Source organism: Micromonospora sp. CNZ295 (assembly GCF_004217535.1).
The window spans coordinates 2,505,539-2,523,098 of the sequence record NZ_SHKZ01000001.1 but is presented as its reverse complement, the minus strand read 5'-3'; the positions used below and the strand labels follow the sequence as shown (position 1 = coordinate 2,523,098).

Annotated in this window: 22 protein-coding genes; 7 read left to right on the top strand and 15 right to left on the bottom strand. The window is 74.5% G+C overall.

Annotated features, from left to right (window positions below):
- The first annotated feature begins 28 nt into the window (after positions 1 to 28).
- Positions 29 to 1,273, top strand: coding sequence for a DNA-protecting protein DprA (locus EV376_RS12025; RefSeq protein WP_130322704.1), 1,245 nt, complete (start codon positions 29 to 31; stop codon positions 1,271 to 1,273).
- A gap of 14 nt (positions 1,274 to 1,287) precedes the next feature.
- On the opposite strand, the gene EV376_RS12020 is transcribed toward EV376_RS12025, so the two are convergent.
- The gene (locus EV376_RS12020) at positions 1,288 to 1,623 is read right to left on the bottom strand and encodes a hypothetical protein (RefSeq protein ID WP_130322702.1); all 336 of its coding nucleotides are present in this window, start codon (positions 1,621 to 1,623) and stop codon (positions 1,288 to 1,290) included.
- Between the two features lie 149 nt (positions 1,624 to 1,772).
- Here EV376_RS12020 and EV376_RS12015 point away from each other — a divergent pair, with 149 nt between their 5' ends.
- The 3 genes from EV376_RS12015 to EV376_RS12005 all read left to right on the top strand — a co-directional run bounded on the left by EV376_RS12015 (position 1,773) and on the right by EV376_RS12005 (position 4,368).
- The gene (locus tag EV376_RS12015) at positions 1,773 to 2,009 is read left to right on the top strand and encodes a hypothetical protein (protein ID WP_130322700.1); all 237 of its coding nucleotides are present in this window, start codon (positions 1,773 to 1,775) and stop codon (positions 2,007 to 2,009) included.
- Positions 2,006 to 3,034, top strand: coding sequence for a tyrosine recombinase XerC (locus tag EV376_RS12010; protein ID WP_130322698.1), 1,029 nt, complete (start codon positions 2,006 to 2,008; stop codon positions 3,032 to 3,034). The genes EV376_RS12015 and EV376_RS12010 overlap by 4 nt, the downstream gene beginning before the upstream one ends.
- A gap of 152 nt (positions 3,035 to 3,186) precedes the next feature.
- A complete protein-coding gene (locus tag EV376_RS12005; RefSeq protein WP_130322696.1) occupies positions 3,187 to 4,368 on the top strand; it encodes an aminotransferase class V-fold PLP-dependent enzyme in 1,182 nt (393 codons plus the stop codon).
- 140 nt (positions 4,369 to 4,508) lie between these two features.
- Here EV376_RS12005 and EV376_RS12000 read toward each other — a convergent pair whose 3' ends face one another.
- Entirely contained in the window at positions 4,509 to 5,168 is a 660-nt protein-coding gene (locus tag EV376_RS12000; protein WP_130322694.1) for a M23 family metallopeptidase, read from the bottom strand.
- A gap of 156 nt (positions 5,169 to 5,324) precedes the next feature.
- Between EV376_RS12000 and EV376_RS11995 the strand changes: the two genes are divergently transcribed.
- Both EV376_RS11995 and EV376_RS11990 read left to right on the top strand, forming a co-directional pair.
- Positions 5,325 to 5,954, top strand: coding sequence for a methyltransferase domain-containing protein (locus tag EV376_RS11995; protein WP_130322692.1), 630 nt, complete (start codon positions 5,325 to 5,327; stop codon positions 5,952 to 5,954).
- Positions 5,955 to 6,074: 120 nt separating this feature from the next.
- A complete protein-coding gene (locus tag EV376_RS11990; protein ID WP_130322690.1) occupies positions 6,075 to 7,181 on the top strand; it encodes a sulfite oxidase in 1,107 nt (368 codons plus the stop codon).
- A gap of 63 nt (positions 7,182 to 7,244) precedes the next feature.
- Here the strand turns inward: EV376_RS11990 and EV376_RS11985 are convergent, their stop codons facing one another.
- From EV376_RS11985 to proS, 12 genes are all read right to left on the bottom strand, one after another.
- The gene (locus EV376_RS11985; RefSeq protein ID WP_007075222.1) at positions 7,245 to 7,568 is read right to left on the bottom strand and encodes a DUF2469 domain-containing protein; all 324 of its coding nucleotides are present in this window, start codon (positions 7,566 to 7,568) and stop codon (positions 7,245 to 7,247) included.
- Entirely contained in the window at positions 7,565 to 8,377 is an 813-nt protein-coding gene (locus EV376_RS11980) for a ribonuclease HII (protein WP_130322688.1), read from the bottom strand. The genes EV376_RS11985 and EV376_RS11980 overlap by 4 nt, the downstream gene beginning before the upstream one ends.
- Positions 8,371 to 8,883: an NUDIX hydrolase gene (locus EV376_RS11975; RefSeq protein ID WP_130322686.1), complete on the bottom strand. Its 513-nt coding sequence runs from the start codon at positions 8,881 to 8,883 to the stop codon at positions 8,371 to 8,373. The genes EV376_RS11980 and EV376_RS11975 overlap by 7 nt, the downstream gene beginning before the upstream one ends.
- A gap of 58 nt (positions 8,884 to 8,941) precedes the next feature.
- Entirely contained in the window at positions 8,942 to 9,583 is a 642-nt protein-coding gene (gene lepB, locus EV376_RS11970) for a signal peptidase I (RefSeq protein ID WP_130322684.1), read from the bottom strand.
- Positions 9,584 to 9,593: 10 nt separating this feature from the next.
- Positions 9,594 to 10,466, bottom strand: coding sequence for a signal peptidase I (gene lepB, locus EV376_RS11965; RefSeq protein ID WP_130322682.1), 873 nt, complete (start codon positions 10,464 to 10,466; stop codon positions 9,594 to 9,596).
- 184 nt (positions 10,467 to 10,650) lie between these two features.
- Complete coding sequence (rplS, locus tag EV376_RS11960; RefSeq protein WP_130322680.1) at positions 10,651 to 11,007, bottom strand: 50S ribosomal protein L19; 357 nt, start codon at positions 11,005 to 11,007, stop codon at positions 10,651 to 10,653.
- A 144-nt stretch (positions 11,008 to 11,151) separates the two neighbouring features.
- A complete protein-coding gene (gene trmD, locus EV376_RS11955) occupies positions 11,152 to 11,925 on the bottom strand; it encodes a tRNA (guanosine(37)-N1)-methyltransferase TrmD (RefSeq protein ID WP_130322678.1) in 774 nt (257 codons plus the stop codon).
- Positions 11,926 to 11,967: 42 nt separating this feature from the next.
- Entirely contained in the window at positions 11,968 to 12,507 is a 540-nt protein-coding gene (gene rimM / locus EV376_RS11950) for a ribosome maturation factor RimM (RefSeq protein WP_130328622.1), read from the bottom strand.
- Positions 12,508 to 12,509: 2 nt separating this feature from the next.
- Entirely contained in the window at positions 12,510 to 12,770 is a 261-nt protein-coding gene (locus tag EV376_RS11945) for an RNA-binding protein (RefSeq protein WP_174242547.1), read from the bottom strand.
- Positions 12,745 to 13,209, bottom strand: a complete 465-nt coding sequence (gene rpsP, locus EV376_RS11940; protein ID WP_130322676.1) for a 30S ribosomal protein S16 — start codon at positions 13,207 to 13,209, stop codon at positions 12,745 to 12,747. Before rpsP ends, EV376_RS11945 begins: the two co-directional genes overlap by 26 nt.
- A 244-nt stretch (positions 13,210 to 13,453) precedes the next feature.
- Positions 13,454 to 14,101 carry a ribonuclease FAU-1 family protein gene (locus EV376_RS11935; protein WP_130322674.1) on the bottom strand — a complete coding sequence of 216 codons (648 nt, stop codon included), beginning with the start codon at positions 14,099 to 14,101 and terminating at the stop codon, positions 13,454 to 13,456.
- A gap of 85 nt (positions 14,102 to 14,186) precedes the next feature.
- Positions 14,187 to 15,593: a proline--tRNA ligase gene (gene proS / locus EV376_RS11930; RefSeq protein ID WP_130322672.1), complete on the bottom strand. Its 1,407-nt coding sequence runs from the start codon at positions 15,591 to 15,593 to the stop codon at positions 14,187 to 14,189.
- 104 nt (positions 15,594 to 15,697) lie between these two features.
- Here proS and EV376_RS11925 point away from each other — a divergent pair, with 104 nt between their 5' ends.
- Positions 15,698 to 16,291 (top strand): TetR family transcriptional regulator, encoded by a 594-nt coding sequence (locus tag EV376_RS11925; RefSeq protein ID WP_130322670.1) that lies wholly within the window; start codon positions 15,698 to 15,700, stop codon positions 16,289 to 16,291.
- A 164-nt stretch (positions 16,292 to 16,455) separates the two neighbouring features.
- Here EV376_RS11925 and EV376_RS11920 read toward each other — a convergent pair whose 3' ends face one another.
- A complete protein-coding gene (locus EV376_RS11920; protein WP_130322668.1) occupies positions 16,456 to 17,535 on the bottom strand; it encodes an amidohydrolase family protein in 1,080 nt (359 codons plus the stop codon).
- Positions 17,536 to 17,560 lie beyond the last annotated feature (25 nt).

The window sequence follows — 17,560 nt, the reverse complement described above, 5'->3', positions numbered from 1 at the left end:
CCGGACCGGCCCGCACGAGGAGGCTGCCATGACCATCCACGACGTGCCACCGCCGCGGGCCGCCGGAGCGGACGACGACCGGCTCGCCCGGGTGGCGTTGACCTGGCTCACCGAGCCGGGCACCCGGTCGGTCTTCCAGCTCGTCCAGCGGCACGGCCCGGTCCACACGCTGGCGCTGCTGCGCGACGGCGGCGCCCCGGAGGATTCCCTGCGGCAGACCGTGGCGACGCGGCTGGCGGCCGGTGACCCGTTGGCGGCGGCGGCCGAGGCGCTGGAGCGGGCCGACCGCCTCGGCGCCCGGCTGGTGACGCCGGCCGACGAGGAGTGGCCGGCCTCGGTGGACAGCCTCCGCCGACTGGTCCTTCCCGACGCGACCCGCAAGGTCGACCGGGAGACCGCCCCGCCGCTCTGCTTCTGGGTCCGGGGCGGATGGCCACTGGCCGAGGCGCTGGACCGGTCGGTCGCGGTGGTGGGCGCACGCGCCGCGACCGGGTACGGCGTCCACGTCGGCACCGAGCTGGCGTACGGGCTGGCCGAGCGGGACTGGACGGTGGTCTCCGGCGGGGCGTTCGGCATCGACGCCGCCGCGCACCGGGGGGCGCTCAACGCGGGCGGCCGCACCGTCGCCGTGCTCGCCTGCGGGCTGGACCGGCCGTACCCGATGGGCAACGCCGCCCTCTTCGACCGGATCGCCGACACCGGGCTGCTGGTCAGCGAGTGGCTGCCCGGGGCGGAGCCGCTCCGACCCCGGTTCCTGATCCGCAACCGGGTGATCGCCGCCGCGACCCGCGGCAGCGTGCTGGTGGAGGCGTCGGCGCGCAGCGGCGCCACGCAGACGATGCACCGGGCCCTGGCGATCGCGCGGCGGGCGATGGTGGTCCCCGGCCCGGTGACCTCGGCGATGTCCGTCGGAGCGCACGAACTGCTGCGGGAGCACCCGCACGCGCGGCTGGTCGCGTCCGTCGCGCACGTGCTGGAGGAGGTGGGCCGCATCGGCGGCGACCTGGCGCCGCCGGCCCGGGGACCCGAGCGGCCCAGGGACCGGCTCGACGACGACGCCACGACGGTGCTGGAGTCGCTGCCTCGCCGGGGGGTGACCGGCGTGGACGAGCTCGCCGCCCGGTCCGGGGTGGCGGTACGGACGGTCCTGCGCAAGCTGGCCCTGCTCGAGGAGCTGGGGTTCGTGGTCCGGCGCGGCACCGGGTACGCACTCCTCAGCACACGCGGCGAGGCGGGGCCACGAGCAGCGTCGGCGGGTGCCGGAGGGGAATGACCTCAGCCCGGGCGTCAGTCGCCCTCGAACCGCAGCTCGGTGCCCGCCTCCTGCTGGCAGCGCCGGACGAGCGCCACGACGTCGCGGACGTGAGCCGCCTCCGACTCGGATCCGGCCACCTCCGCGAGGCTGCACAGCTCGGTGAGGAGGAGTGGCGCCGACTGCGCGTCGAAGGCCTGTTCGCCGACCCGATCCAGCCGATCCAGCAGCGGCGTGCGCCCGCCGCCCCGGGTCCGGTCCAGGAGTTGGCGCAGCGTGTCCTCGTCGTCCGGCACCACCTGGACGGGCACGTACGAGACGCGACGGCTGCTCGCCCGCAACGCCCGGTAGAGAACCACATCCAGTCCCACGGCTGCCCCCACCCCTCGCGTCCGACCTCGCGCCGGACCGCGCGGCAGGCCGTGCCCGCACGGTCCCGGATGGACGCACGGCTTGGCGCACGCCCATCAGCGACCGCCGGCACCGTCGGCGGCGGTTGCAGCGACCGTAAGCTGAACGGGTGCGCGCCGACAAGCAGTCCGCAGCCGCGTTAGCGGGCACGGCGACCGGCCGGAACCGCACCGACCCGAACCAGGCCGGCCGGGACAACGGCGCCCCGAACCGGGCTGCCCGGGGCGGCACCGGCCGCGACGGGGTTGGCCTGGGCCGGAGTCGGCCGATGAGCCGGCGGGACAGCCGCACCACCCGGGGCGGCACCGGCCGGGCCTGGTCGGCCTGGAACGGGGTCGACCGATGAGCCGGCGGGACAGCCGGGCCACCCGGGTCCTGCACGCGGCCCTGCCCCCGGCCATGCGCGAGGCGGTCGACGAGTTCGCCACGCACCTGGCCCAGGTCCGCAACCGCTCCGCCCACACCGTCCGGGCGTACGTCACGGATGTGGTTTCCCTGCTCGACCACGCCGTCCGGGCCGGGGGCCGCAGCCCTGCCGACCTGGACCTCACGGTGATCCGCAGCTGGCTCGCCCGGCAACGGACGATGGGGGCGGCCCGGACCACGCTCGCCCGTCGCGCCGCGGCCGCCCGCACCTTCAGCGCCTGGGCGCACCGCGGCGGCCTGCTGCCGGCGGACGTCGCCGCGCCGCTGGCCAGTCCGCGCGCGCACCGGGAGCTCCCCGCGGTCCTCCGGAGCGACCAGGCCGCCACTCTCCTCGCGACCGCCGCTCGCGCTCCCGGCGACCGGCCGGCGGGCGGAGCGCCGCCGGGGAGAGGCTCGCCGCCGGCGAGCACCGGGTCGACAACGGTGACCGGCGACGGCGACCCGGTGCGGCTGCGGGATCTGCTGCTGCTGGAACTGCTCTACGCGACCGGGGTGCGGGTCAGTGAGGCGTGCGGGCTGGACGTCGCCGACGTGGACCCGGGCCGGCGGGTGCTCCGGGTGCTCGGCAAGGGCGGCCGGGAACGCACCGTGCCGTACGGCGTACCGGCGCAACGGGCGCTCGACGCGTGGCTCCGGCACGGCCGCCCGAACCTGGCCGGGCCGCGTTCCAAAGATGCGCTGCTGCTCGGGGCACGGGGTGGTCGGCTCAACCCGACGACCGCGCGGCGGATCGTCGGTGCGTACGCCGAGGCGGCCGGCTTGCCGCGGATCAGCCCGCACGGGCTGCGTCACTCGGCCGCGACCCATCTGCTCGAAGGCGGCGCCGACCTGCGGGCGGTGCAGGAGCTGCTCGGCCACTCCTCGCTGGCCAGCACCCAGATCTACACGCACGTGTCGGTCGAGCGGCTGCGGGCGGCGTACCGGCAGGCCCATCCCCGCGCCTGACCGCCGGGCCCGCGACCGCACCAGCCGACCCCGCCAGCCCACCGCCGCCGACGACCGCACCAGCCCGACCCCGCCAGTCCGCCGCCGACGACGACCGCACCGGCTCGCCGTCGACCGCCGGCGGGAGATCGACGGACGGTTACGATCATCAGGTGAGTGTCGTGCAGCCGCCCGAGCCGATCCCGGGCGCGCGCCTGCTGTTCTCCCTCGATCCGGCGGTGAGCCACCTCAACCACGGGTCGTTCGGTGCTGTGCCGATCGGGGTGCAGCGCGCCCAGCAGCGGCTGCGCGACGAGATGGAATCGAACCCGCTGCGTTTCTTCACCGCCGGGCTGGTCGACCGCATCACGCACACCCGCCGGCACCTGGCCGGCTTCCTGGGTGCGGACCCGGACGGCACCGCGCTGGTGCCGAACGCCACGACCGGGGTGGCGGTGGTGCTCCAGTCGATCGGCCTTCGCGAGGGCGACGAGGTGCTGACCACCGACCACGGGTACGGCGCCGTGCGCCTCTCCGTCGACCGGGCGTGCCGCCGCACCGGGGCGGTCACCCGGACGCTGCGAGTGCCGCTCGGCGCGACCGACGAGGAGGTGCTCCAGATCGTCCGGGGTGGGCTGCGCCCGGGCCGCACCCGGCTGCTCGTGGTGGACCAGCTCACCTCCCCCACCGCCCGGCTCCTCCCGGCCGCCGCGATCGCGGGGGTCGCCCGGGAGGCGGGGGTGGCGGTCCTGGTCGACGCGGCGCACGCACCGGGCATGCTGCCCACCCCGGTGGCGAGCATCGGCGCCGACTTCTGGGTCGGCAACCTGCACAAGTGGGCGTACGCGCCGCGCGGCACCGCCGCGCTCGTGGTGGCCCCGCCGTGGCGGGAGCGCATCGAGCCGCTGGCTGTCTCGTGGGAGCAGGAGTCGGGCTTTCCCGGCCGGGTGGAGTGGCAGGCGACCGGGGACTACACCCCGTGGCTGGCCGCGCCAGTTGGCGTGTTCACGCTGCGCAGCCTCGGCCTTGACCGGGTACGGGCGCACAACGCCGCGCTGGCCGCGTACGGCCAACGGGTGCTGGGGGACGCGCTCGGGGTGCGCCCGGCCGACCTGCCCGACCCCGGCGGGCCGGGGGTCGCCATGCGGATCGTTCCGCTGCCACCGGGGCTCGCCACCACGCTGGAGGCGGCGCGGGCCCTGCGCGCCCGGATCGCCGAGCGGCTGGCCGCCGAGGTGGCCGTGATGACCTGGGACGGGCGGGGCTGGCTGCGGCTGTGCGGCCAGGTGTACAACTCGGCGGCGGAGTACGAGCGGCTCGCGGTGTCCCTGCCTCCGCTGCTCGCCCAACGCTGAGCCGCGGCCCGTCGCGAGCCGGCGCCGCCGGATGCCACCGACCGGCCGCGCGTCGAGCGGCGGCCAGCAGTGGGCCCACCGGAGCACACACCACCGGGTGGCGGCACGCTGAGCGGCAGCCACGTGGCACGGGAGCCGCGTTACCGGAGCACGCCGTCGAGCGGCAGCAGCCGCACCGGCCCGCGGCCGAGCAGCACCAGCGGGTCGAGGTACGGGTCGCCTCGGCGCAGCCCCCAGTGCAGGCAGGCTGCGGCAGCGCAGCCCGGATGCCCGGCCAGCAGGTGGCCGATCGGCGCGCCGGCGGGCACCTGGGCGCCCACCGCGAGCCCGGGCCGTACCGGCTCGTAGGTGGTCCGCAGGCCGTCGGCGTGTGCCACGGCGACCACCGGCCGGCCGGCGACCACCCCGGCGAAGGTGACGGTGCCGGGGCCGGCGGCCAGCACCGGCGTGCCTGGGGCGGCGGCCAGGTCGACGCCCCGATGACCGGGCAGCCAGGGCTGCGGCGGCGGGTCGAACCGCCGCACCACCGGTGGCGTCGTGGGCAGCGGCCACCGGAAGGACTCGGACCCGGCGACACTCGCCCCGTCCGGCACGACAGCCGGCACCGGTACGGCGACGGCCGGCGCGGACGCCGCACCCGGACGGACGACGACCGGCACGGACACGACGACTGACCGCACCGCGACGCCCGGCGCGGACGACGCACCCGACCGGACAACGACCGGCACGGACACGGCGGCGGGGGGTGCGGCGGCCAGCACGACGCCGAGCACGCCGGCGAGGATCGGCGAGGGTTCCATGCCGGCACCCTTTCCGGTCGTGCCGCCCGGCCGCCACCCCGTGGGCGGCGACCTGTGGACGACGGCCGCCCTGTGGACAGACCCCGCGGGCGGATTTGATCTGCTATGCGGTTGCCGGGGACAGCGGCGCCGCGGCCTGCTGCCTAGGCTGGCCGGATGACCAAGGACTGGTACGACTGGCACGCGGACTACGACGATCCCGGCTCACCGCTGTCCCGCCGGCTAGTGGAGGTGCGCCGCCGCGTCGCCGACGCGCTGGACCAGGCCCCGCCCGGCCCGCTGCGGGCGATCAGCCTCTGCGCCGGTCAGGGGCGGGATCTCGTGCCCGTCCTCGCGGGGCATCGCCGCGGGCCGGACGTGACCGCCCGGCTGGTGGAGTTGGATCCCCGCAACGCCGAGGTCGCCCGCTCGGCCGCGGCGGCGGCCGGGCTGCCGGCGGTCGAGGTGGTCGTCGGTGATGCCGCACGCACCGACGCGTACGCCGATCTCACCCCGGCCGACCTGGTCCTGGTCTGCGGGGTCTTCGGCAACGTCCCGGAGGCCGACATCCGCGCCACCGTCGGGCACTGCGCGGCCCTCTGCGCCGCCGGTGGCACGGTGATCTGGACCCGGCACCGGGGCACTCCCGACCTGGTGCCGGCGATCTGCGACTGGTTCGCGGAGGCCGGGTTCGAGCAGGTGGCGGTCAGCACACCGGCGGAGCGGGTGGGCGTGGGTGTGCACCGTCTCCGCACCGCGTCGCGTCCCCTGCCGGCGGGCGTGACGATGTTCGGGTTCGACCGGTAGCCGGGGCGGCGGGAGCAGCCCTGACCGGGGCGGCAGGAGCAGCCATGACGGTCGGACCGGGCGGCTCTAGGCTGGGTCCGGTCACGGCGGGAACGCCGCCGTCCGGGTCGGGGAGAGTGGATGACCACAGTGGATGATGTCAGCCGTCCGTCGCGGCTGGCCGAGCCGGACGAGGCGATCAGCGTCGAGGAGCTCCAGCTCGCCGCCCGCAACCACGGGATCCCGCTCGAGGCGCTGCGCTACGACGTCACCCCGGCTGGTCTGCACTACCTGTTGATCCACTACGACATCCCGGACGTCGACCCGGCGACCCATGTCCTGACCGTGGACGGTGCGGTCGACCGGCCGCTGACGGTCGACCTGGCCGAGTTGCGGGCCCGGCCCCGGGTCAGCCACCGGGTGACGCTGGAGTGCGCCGGCAACGGGCGGGCCCTGCTGCAGCCGCGGCCGGTCAGCCAGCCGTGGCTGGTGGAGGCGGTCGGCAACGCGGAGTGGACGGGTACGCCGCTCGCGCCGTTGCTGCGGGAGGCGGGGCTGCCGGCCGACGCCGTGGACGTGGTCTTCACCGGCGCCGACCACGGGGTGGAGCGCGGCGTCGAGCAGGACTACCAGCGGGCGCTACCGGTGGCGGAGGCGCTGCGCGAGGAGGTGCTGCTCGCGTACGAGATGAACGGCGCCCCGCTGCTGCCGCAGCACGGCGCGCCGCTGCGGCTGATCGTGCCCGGCTGGTACGGGATGGCGCACGTCAAGTGGCTGCGGACGGTCAGCGTGCTGACCGAGGAGTTCACCGGCTACCAGAACGCGGTGGCCTACCGGCTGCGGCAGGACGCCGAGGATCCCGGCGTGCCGGTGACCCGGATCGAGCCGCGTGCCCTGGTCCGCCCGCCCGGCTTCCCGGACTTCATGTCCCGCACCCGGGTACTCCGCCCGGGCCCGTGCACCCTGGACGGCCGCGCCTGGTCCGGCCACGCCCCGGTGGTCTCGGTGGAGGTGACGACCGACGGGGGCGAGACCTGGACGGCGGCGGACCTGGACGGGGACCCGGACGGCCCGTACGCGTGGCGACGCTGGCGCCACACCTGGGCGGCGACGCCAGGCCGGTACGTGCTGAGCGCCCGCGCCACGGACGCCTCGGGCCGGACGCAGCCCGTGGAGCAGCCGTGGAACCGGGGCGGTTTCGCGAACAACCTCGTCCAGCGGGTCGAGGTGGTGGTGCTGGGGGGCTGACGGGCACGGTGGGGGACCGTGGTGTCCGCGCGCCGGCGGCGGGCCGCCGGCCGGGCGAAGGGATCAGCCGCCGAAGCCTGAGTCGGCGGGCAGTGAGATGTCCGGCTTCTCCAACTCCTCGACGTTGACGTCCTTGAACGTCATCACGCGGACGTTCTTGACGAACCGGGCAGGGCGGTACATGTCCCATACCCAGGCGTCGTGCATCTCGACCTCGAAGTAGACCTCGCCGTCCGAGTTGCGCACGTGCAGGTCGACCTGGTTCGCCAGGTAGAAGCGGCGCTCGGTCTCCACCACGTAGGAGAACTGGCGGACGATGTCGCGGTACTCCCGGTAGAGCTGCAGCTCCATCTCTGTCTCGTACTTTTCGAGATCTTCCGCGCTCATCCCACTCCGCCTTCCATGACCACATCTTCCCCCACCGGCGTCGAGGGCCGAGGCGGCTCGCCCAACGCCACGCCGACGGTACCCTCTGGCGCGCCGGAGCGCTCCATCGGCTCGTCCGGCCTTGCACCCAGCGGCCGACGGGCCCGGCGCGGGACCTCGTGCCGGCCCGACACGGTAGCGACATTGACGTACGAGAAACGGTGCTCCGGGCACGGGCCCAGCTCCCGCAACGCCGCCGAGTGCTCCGGGGTGATGTAGCCCTTGTGCTCCGCGAACCCGTAGCCGGGGAACGCCTCGTCCAGCTCGACCATGATCCGGTCCCGGGTGACCTTGGCCAGCACGCTCGCCGCGGCCACGCAGGCCGCCACCCGGTCACCCTTCCACACCGCCAGCCCCGGCACGTCGAGGCCGTCCACGCCGAAGCCGTCGGTGAGCACGTACTCGGGCGGGGTGCCCAGCGACGCCAGCGCCCGCCGCAGCGCGGCGAGGTTGCACACGTGCAGGCCGCGGGCGTCGACCTCGTCCGCCGGGATCACCACCACCGCGTACGCCAGGGCGCGGGCCACGACCTCCTCGTACACCCGCTCCCGGTTGCCCGGGGTGAGCAGCTTCGAATCGGCGAGGCCGTCGATCTCACCGCGCCGCCCCTCCGGCAGGATCGCGGCGGCGGCCACCAGCGGGCCGGCGCAGGCACCCCGGCCGGCCTCGTCGGCGCCCGCCACGTGCCGGAAGCCGCGCCGTTGCAGGGCGCGCTCCAGCGCGTAGAGGCCACCGTCGCGGCGCACGACGGTGCGCGGCGGCGTCAGCACGGCGCACCGCCGTCCGTGGTGGGCAGCGCGGCGGGACCGGCCGCCGGTGGTGCGGCGGCCAGAGCGTGGGCCAGCACCGCGGGCAGATCCGGCGGATAGTAGCGCTGGCCGCTGGCCGCCAGCTCGGCCGGCGACCACCAGCGGTGCCCGGCGACACTGGCCCGCTCGACAGCGTTGAAGCCGGTCGTGTCGACCTCCCACCCGGCCACCCGGACCAGGAAGAACTCCTGCTCCTGCCGGTACCAGACGCCGTCGAACGGGAACTCGACCGTCTCCGACCACACCGGTGCGCCGAGATCGGCCGGGCTCAGCCGCAGGCCGGTCTCCTCGGCGAGCTCCCGGGCGGCCCCGGCCGCCGGGCTCTCGCCCGGGTCGAGCCCGCCCCCCGGCGTGAACCAGTACCGGTGACCGGGACGGGCCGGGTCGGTGCCCTCGAAGAGGAGGATGCGGCCGGCGGCGTCCACGAGCAGCACCCGGGCGGCGCGACGAGGGGTGTAGACGGTCACCGTGACAGCCTGCCAGACGCCGCCGACAACGCCCACGCCCCCATCGCGGCCGGCCGGCTCAGGACCGCGGCTCGGGAATGCCGTCGTACTGCTCGGGCACGCTCAGCCAGCGCGCGCGGTTCAGCGGCCAGAAGACGGTGAAGGCACGCCCGACGACGTCGTCCTCGGGGATCGTCGCCTCGTTGACGTCCTGCCCGGACTGCTGCCAGTGCTGCAGCGAGTCGCCCGAGGCGGACCGGTGGTCGCCCATCACCCAGAGCCGGCCCGGCGGCACGGTGACGTCGAAGTCCTGGTCGGCGGGCCGGTCCCGCTCACCGTCGACCGAGAACAGGTACGGCTCGTCCAGCGCCGAGCCGTTGATCGTGATCCGCCCCTGCTCGTCGCAGCAGACGACGTGGTCCCCGCCGACGCCGATGACCCGCTTGATGAAGTCCTCGCCGTCCGGGTTGCCGCTCCACGTGGTCGGCGCCTTGAAGACGATCACCTCGCCCCGGTGCGGCGAGCGGAAGTCATAGACCAGCTTGTTGACCAGCACCCGATCGTCGATCTGAAGGGTGTTCTCCATCGACGGCGAGGGGATGAAGAAGGTCTGCAGCACGAAGGCTCGCACCAGCACCGCGACCAGGATCGCCACGCCGAGGAGGATCGGCAGCTCCTTCCAGAAGGAGCTACGGGACTTGTCGGTCTGCTCGTCAATCACGGGAAGGAGCCTACGTTGCCCGGCTGGGACGCACCGTCCGGAACGCGCGATAACGGAGCAGCGCGGCCGAGAGCGGCAGGAGCAGCAGCACACCGCCGTCCGGCGTCGGCCGCGCCGGTGGTGCCGTGCCCGTCGAGGCGCTCGCCGGCGGCGGCACGTTCGCGAACGTCTCGGGAACGGACAGCGACGTCCACCGCGAGGACGGCCACACGATGCCGAACGCCCGGCCGACCACGTTGTCGATCGGCACCGGACCCTGGCAGCGGGCGTCCTGGGAGACCAGCCGGTGGTCGCCCATCACGAAGATCTGCCCGGGCGGGACGACGATCTCGTCGAAGCGCCGTGCGCGGCACTCGTTCGGGTTCGGCGGCACGTCGAGCGGCGAGTCCCGCAGGACGTACGCCTCGTCCAGCGGCGTGCCGTTGACCAGCACGCGGCCCTGCTCGTCGCAGCACTTCACCCGGTCGCCGGGCAGGCCGATGACCCGCTTGATGAAGTCCTTCTCGCCGGGGCGGCTCACACCCACCAGGTCGCCGACCGTGGCGCCGAGCTTGGCCACGAAGCCGGGCTCGGGCTGCTCGTCGACCTGCGGCGCCCAGCGGTCGGTGCCGCGGAAGACCACCACCTCGCCGCGCGCCGGGTCCCGTACGTCGTAGACGACCTTGTTGACCAGCACCCGGTCACCGACGAGGAGGGTGTCCTCCATCGAGCCGGAGGGGATGAAGAACGCCTGGAGCAGGAAGGTGCGGATCAGCACGGCGAGGCAGAACGCGACGATCAGCAGCAGCGGCAACTCCTGCCAGAGCGGCATCTGCCGGCGGGTGCGGCGGGTCCGTCGACGCCACGGGTCGACCGTGCCGTTCTCGTCGAGCGTCTGCACCACGCCACTCCCCGGTCCGCAGAAATGACACTACCGCCCGGGAGCCCTGTCGCGGCTCCCCGGGCGGCAGTGGACGTCTTCCCCGCCGCGGGGCGGGGACCCGACCGGCTGCGCCCGTACGACCAGGGTAGTGCGGTCCGGTCCGTACGACATACGCGCAGCTCGGGCGGCGTGGCGCAGCGCGATGTCAGCTCGGCTGCTTCTCGCGCCGCTCCTTGATCTTGGCCTTCTTGCCACGCAGCTCACGCAGGTAGTAGAGCTTGGCGCGGCGGACGGCACCGCGGGTCACGACCTCGATGCGGTCGATCGCCGGGCTGTTGATCGGGTAGGTGCGCTCCACGCCGACCCCGAAGCTGACCTTGCGGACGGAGAAGGTCTCCCGCAGCCCGGCACCCTGGCGACGGATGACGACGCCCTGGAAGATCTGGACCCGGGACCGGTTACCCTCCACGACCCGCGCGTGCACCTTGACGGTGTCACCGGCGCGGAAGTCGGGAACGTCGACCCGCTTCGACTGGGCGTCAAGAGCGTCCAGGATGTTCATCGCTGCGTCCTCGTGAGGCTCACGGCGCACCGTCAGTCGGTGCGCGGATGGGTGATTCTGACCCCCGGGTGGTCGCCGGCGCTCGCCGACCCCGGTCGAGGGTCCTCGCAGCCGCCCGCGGCGCGGCCGACTGCGGCAACCCCTCTACTTTGCCACATCCCCCGGCGGCGGCTGAAATCCGGCCCGCTCCAGGGCCGCCCGGTCCCGTTCGTCCAGGCTCTCCGGGGGCAGCGCCGCGATCATGTCCGGGCGCCGGAGGGCCGTCCGGACCAGCGCCTCGTCCCGCCGCCAGCGGGCGATCCGCCCGTGGTCGCCGGAGCGCAGCACCTCCGGCACCGCCAGGTCCCGCCACACGGCCGGCTTGGTGTACATCGGGGCCTCCAGCAGCCCGTGGGCGTGCGACTCCTCGTCCAGCGAACCGGCGTTGCCGAGCACCCCCGGCAGCAGCCGGGTGACCGCCTCCAGGATCACCAGCACCGCGACCTCGCCGCCGAAGAGCACGTAGTCACCGAGGGAGACCTCGGTCACCGGCATCCGGGCCGATGCGTGGTCGAGCACCCGCTGGTCGATGCCCTCGTACCGGCCGCAGGCGAACAGCAGGTGCGGCTCGGCGGCCAGCTCGTGGGCCAGCGCCTGGGTGAACGGGACGCCGGTCGGCGCGGGCACCAGCAGCCGGGGCGCGGTGGCCCCCGCCGGGGCGAGCGCGTCGAGCGCCTCCCCCCAGGGCTCCGGCCGCATCACCATGCCCGGTCCGCCGCCGTACGGCGTGTCGTCGACCGTGCGGTGCACGTCGTGGGTCCAGGTCCGCAGATCGTGTACGGCCAGCCGCAGCGTGCCGCTGGCGCGGGCCTTGCCGATCAGCGACAGGTCCAGCGGAGCGAAGTACTCCGGGAAGATCGACACGATGTCGACGCGCATGCGGGATGCTCCAACGGCTGTGCGGCCGGACCGGCGACCCCGTCAGAGGTCGAGCAGGCCGCCGGGCGGGTCGACGACGACGCGACCGCCGACGAGGTCGACCTCGGGGACGATCGCCTTGACGAACGGGATCAGCGCGTCCCGGCCACCCGGGCGGCGCAGCACCAGCAGGTCGGAGGCGGGGGCGTGGTCGATGCGGGCCACCTCGCCCAGCCGCTCCCCGGCCGGGGTGACCACGGCCAGGCCGACCAGCTGGTGGTCGTGGAACTCCTCCGGGTCCTCCGGAGCGGTGACCTCGGCGCTGTCCACCGCGAGCAGGGTGCCGCGCAGCGCCTCGGCGACGTTGCGGTCCAGCACGCCGTCGAAGGCGACCAGCAGCCGGCCCTGGTGCCAGCGGGCGGCCTCGACGGTCAACTCCGCCGGCACCCGGTACGCCCCCGGCTGCGCGGGTGCGTTCGCACCCGGGTCGGTCCGGAGAACCGACCCGGGTGCGAACCGTGCCTCGGGCTCGTCGGTCCGCACCTCCACGGTGACCTCACCGCGGATGCCGTGCGGCTTCCCGATCCGGCCGACGATGAGCAGCATCAGTACGAGTCGACGATGTCGACGCGTACGCCGCGCCCACCGATGGAGCCGATGACCTGGCGCAGCGCCTTGGCGGTCCGCCCGGACCGCCCGATCACCGTGCCGAGGTCCTCCGGGTGCACGCGGACCTCCAGCCGCTTGCCCCGACGGGAGTCGACCAGCCGGACCCGGACGTCGTCGGGGTGGTCGACGATGCCCTTGACCAGGTGCTCCAGCGCCGGACGCAGTGCCACGTCAGGCCTGCTCGCCGGAGTCCGCACCGGCCTGCTCCTCGGTCTTCGGTGCCTCCTCGGCGGCCGGCGCGGCCGGCGCGGCCTTGGCGGCCTTCTTGGCCGGCTTGGCCGGCGCCTCCGCGAGGCCGGCGGCGGCCTTCGCCTCGGCCTCGTACGCCGCCTTGCGGTCGGCCCGCTCGGGCGCGACCTTCAGCGGCTCCGGGGCCGGCAGGCCCTTGAACTTCTGCCAGTCACCGGTCTTCTCCAGCAGGCGCTGCACCGCCTCGCTCGGCTGCGCGCCCACGGAGAGCCAGTACTGCACCCGGTCCGACTTGACCTCGATCACCGAAGGGTCCTCCTTCGGCTGGTAGATCCCGACGAACTCGATCGCCCGGCCGTCGCGCTTGGTGCGCGAGTCGGCGACGACGATTCGGTACTGCGGGTTGCGGATCTTGCCCATCCGCAGGAGCCGGATCTTTACGGCCACAGTTCTTTCGCTCCTGTTGCGATCCCACCGGCCCGGAAGGGGCGGTGTACGGGTGAGCGCCCACCGGCACAGTGGGGTTTGGGCCGGAGACTACTCGGTGGACTGGCGCGGTGCCCGGGGTAGAGGGCGCCGGACACACGCCGGATACCAGCCAGCCATTCTGCCAGATCGGGTCGGGAACTCTCACACCGGACCGGGCCGGTTCACCCGCCGGCACCGGAAAGTGACCGGAAACACCCGACCGTCAACGCGCCGGCGGCCGATCCCAGCCCGGCGGCAGTTCCCGCGGCGCCGTCCACCCGCCGGGCGGCTCGAAGTCGCACCAGGTGCCGTCGAAGGGGAACCGCCCGGCCTCGGCCTGCGCGATCACCCGCTCGCCCTCGGCCCGGACCGCTTGCTCGTCGGCGACCCAGTAGTGCTCCGGGAAGTCGAGCCGCTCGGTGAACTCGTCCTCGTCCTTCCACTCCCAGCCGCGATCCGGGCGGACCAGCACGTCGAGGTCCTGGTCGACCACGTCGACGCCGGCGAGGTCACCGTCGTCCCAGCGCACGCCGGGTTCCTCCAGGTTCACGTACCAGTGGGCGAACCGTCCCTGCTCGTCCCGGAACCACCAGACCGAATGCGCCGCGCCGGTGGGCAGGAACTTCAGCAGGGGCGGACCCTGCCAGCGGCCGGTCGCCAGCCGGTACGACGAGAGGACCCACTCGGCGAACGGCACCGCCCGCATGCCGAGCCCCGCCTCGGTGACCTCGCTCGCCACCGCCGAGCCGCGGGCGATCCAGAGCAGCAGCCCCCGGTCGTCGTCGCTGACCACCCGCGCCGGGCGGACCCAGCCGATGCGCCCCCGCCGGACGTTGCGGTGCACGATCAACCGGCCGGGCTCGAACCTCACGAGCCGACCCTACCGACACCGGGAGAAGTGCTGGGAAGGACCCTTTTACAACGCCTGGCGTTGCCAAGGGGCCCTTCCGGGCCCCTCAGTAGGCGCGGGCCAGGATGGCGACCAGGTCGGGCTCGTCCTCGGAGTCCGGCACCGAACCGTCCGCACGGACCAGGCAGCGCACGGTGACGCCCTGCGCGTTCGCCTCGGCCTCCCCCTTCGCGCCGACGGCCGACCAGGGCACCCGGGCCCAGCCCGTCGCCGCCGCCTCGATCGCCTCGGCCAGCGTGCCGACCTCGCGGGTGCGGGCCGTGCGGTTGGCCAGCGCCTGGTCGTGGAGCGCCTGCTGGTCGGCGTCCAGGGCGGCGAGCACCGCGCCGACCACGTCCGCGACCGGCACCGGGGACTTCGAGCCGTCCGTGCGCCGGACCACGACCGCGTTGCCGGCGGCCAGGTCCCGGGGACCGACCTCGACGCGTACCGGGTAGCCGCGCAGCTCGGCGTCGACGGCCCGACGGCCGAACGGGGTGTCGGTGCGGTCGTCGAGCGCCACCCGGACCCCGGCGTCCCGCAGGCCGTCGCGCAGCTTGGCCGCGGCCTCGGCGACGCCGTCGCCGTCCTTGACGACCATGACGTACGCCTGCACCGGCGCGAGCCGCGGCGGCACCCGCAGGCCGTTGTCGTCGCCGTGGCACATGATCAGACCACCCAGCATCCGGGTCGACGTGCCCCACGAGGTGGTCCACGCGTGCTCCCGACCGCCCTCGGCCGACGAGTAGCTGATGTCGAACGCCTTGGCGAAGTTCTGGCCCAGCTCGTGGCTGGTGCCCATCTGGAGCGCCTTGCCGTCGCCCATCATGCCCTCGAGCGTGTACGTGGCGGTGGCACCGGCGAACCGCTCCCGGGCGGTCTTGAGCCCCACCTGCACCGGGATGGCGAGCACGTTGACCATCAGGTCCTCGTACGCCTCGTGCAGGATCCGGCGGGCGTAGGCGCGGGCGTCCTCCCGGGTGGCGTGGGCGGTGTGCCCCTCCTGCCAGAGGAACTCGCTGGTCCGCAGGAAGATCCGCGGGCGCAGCTCCCAGCGCACCACGTTGGCCCACTGGTTGAGCAGCAGCGGCAGGTCCCGGTACGAGTCGACCCACTTGGCCATGAACTCGCCGATGACCGTCTCGCTGGTCGGCCGCACCACCACCGGCTCGGCGAGCTGCTTGCCGCCACCGTGCGTGACCACCGCCAGCTCCGGCGAGAAGCCCTCGACGTGCTCGGCCTCGCGCTTGAGGTAGCTCTCCGGGATGAAGAGCGGGAAGTACGCGTTCTCCGCGCCGGCCGCCTTGATCCGGGCGTCCATCTCGGCCTGCATCCGCTCCCAGATGGCGTAGCCGGCCGGTCGGATCACCATGGTCCCGCGGACCGGGCCGTTGTCGGCCAGCTTCGCCTTCGCGATCAGGTCCTGGTACCAGCGGGGGAAGTCCTCCGCACGGGGAGTGAGCACGCGCGCCATGACCGCACATCCTATGCTCCGCCGGACCGGTCCCCGTCATCGGGCGGCCGGTGCGTCCCGCGCGCCCCGGCGGGTTCGCCGACACGCCGTAGACTTCGACCATCATGGGTGAATCCAGGGCCGCCACCCCGCTGCGCGACGGCATCGTCGACGCGGCGCGGACATTGACGATCGGGACCGGCTGGGACGGCGTACGGATGGGCGCGGTGGCCGCCGCGGCCGGGGTCAGCCGGCAGACCGTCTACAACGAGTTCGGCAGCAAGGCCGGCCTGGCGGAGGCGCTGGCCCGGCGGGAGGTGGACCGGTTCGTCTCCGAGGTCTGGGCGGCGCTGACCGGGCACGGTGACGACCTCCGCGCCGCCACGTACGCGGCGATCCGGCACACGCTCGCCTCGGCGGCCGACAATCCGCTGGTCAAGGCGATCCTCACCAGCACCCGGGGTGGCTCCGAGGAACTGCTGCCCTACCTCACCACCCGGGGCGACCTGGTGCTCGCCGAGTCGTCCGCCGCACTGATCGCGTGGGCCGGGCGGCACCTGCCCGGTGCCGACCCGGCGGCCCTGGCCTTCGCCGCCGACTCCGTCGTCCGGCTGGTGGTCAGTCACATCGTGCTGCCCGGGGCGCCGGTCGACGAGACGGCCGAGGCCCTCACCCGCCTCGCGGTCCGCCTCTTCGGCGCCGCCCTGCCCTCGTCCTGACGGATCCGCCTTCACCCGCGCCGATCGCCGCCCGCACCGACCGAGCGCCCGCACCGGCAAGATCACGCTGGATCCACGAAGTGGTCCCCTCGTTTCGCGTGGAGGCCACCACGTCGGCGATCGAGCACGATCTTGCGGCGGGCACGGTGCGGCGCCCGCGCGGATCAGCGGACGACGCGCCCCCGGAGGACGATCCGGGCGGGGGTACGGACGACGCGCAGGTCCCGGCGCGGGTCCTCCGGATACACGACCAGGTCGGCCCGGCCACCCTCGACCAGGCCGGGGAACCCCAGCCACTCCCGGGCCCCCCAGGACGCGGCGGCGAGGACGTCCACCGCGGACATGCCGGCCCGCTCGTGCAGCAGCAGCATCTCCTCGGCGGCGAGTCCGTGGTCGATGCCGCCGCCGGCGTCCGTGCCCACGTAGATCGGCACCCCGGCCTCGTACGCGGCCCGCACCACCGCCGGGAAGCGGTCGCGCAGGGCGAGCATGTGGTCGGCGTACCCGGGGAACTTCGCCCGGGCCTGGTCGGCGATCCCGCCGAAGGTCTGGATGTTGATCATCGTGGGCACGAGTGCGGTGCCCTGCCGGGCCATCAGGTCGACGAGGTCCAGGCTGAGCCCGGTGCCGTGCTCCACCGAGTCCACCCCGGCCCGCACCATGATCTCGACCGCCGACTCGGAGAAGGTGTGCACCGCGGCGCGTGCCCCGGCGGCGTGCGCGGCCTCCACGGCAGCGGTCATGGTGTCCGCGTCCCAGGCCGGCGCCAGGTCACCGACCCCCCGGTCGATCCAGTCGCCGACCAGCTTGACCCAGCCGTTGCCGGCGCGCGCCTGCTCGGCGACCGTCGCCGCGACCTCCGCCGCGCCGACCTCCACCCCGATGTCGCGCAGGTAGCGCTTCGGCGGGGCGATGTGCCGGCCGGCCCGCGCCAGGCGCGGCAGGTCGGGATCGTCGTCGAGCTCCGGGTACGGGTACGGCGAGCCGGCGTCGCGGATGGCCAGCACCCCGGCGTCGCGGTCGGTGCGGGCCAGCTCGCGGGCCTGGTCGAGCGAGTCGATCGGGGCGCCGCCACGGGCGATGCCGATGTGGCAGTGCGCGTCGGTCAGGCCGGGCAGCACGTACCCGCCGTCGACGATCGTCTCGGCGCCGGGCACCGGGTCGAAGGTCACCCGGTCGCCGACCAGCCACAGGTCCCGGACCTCGTCGTCCGGCAGGAGCACACCGCGTACGTGCAGAGCCATGCGCTCAGTCCTACCCGATGACTCC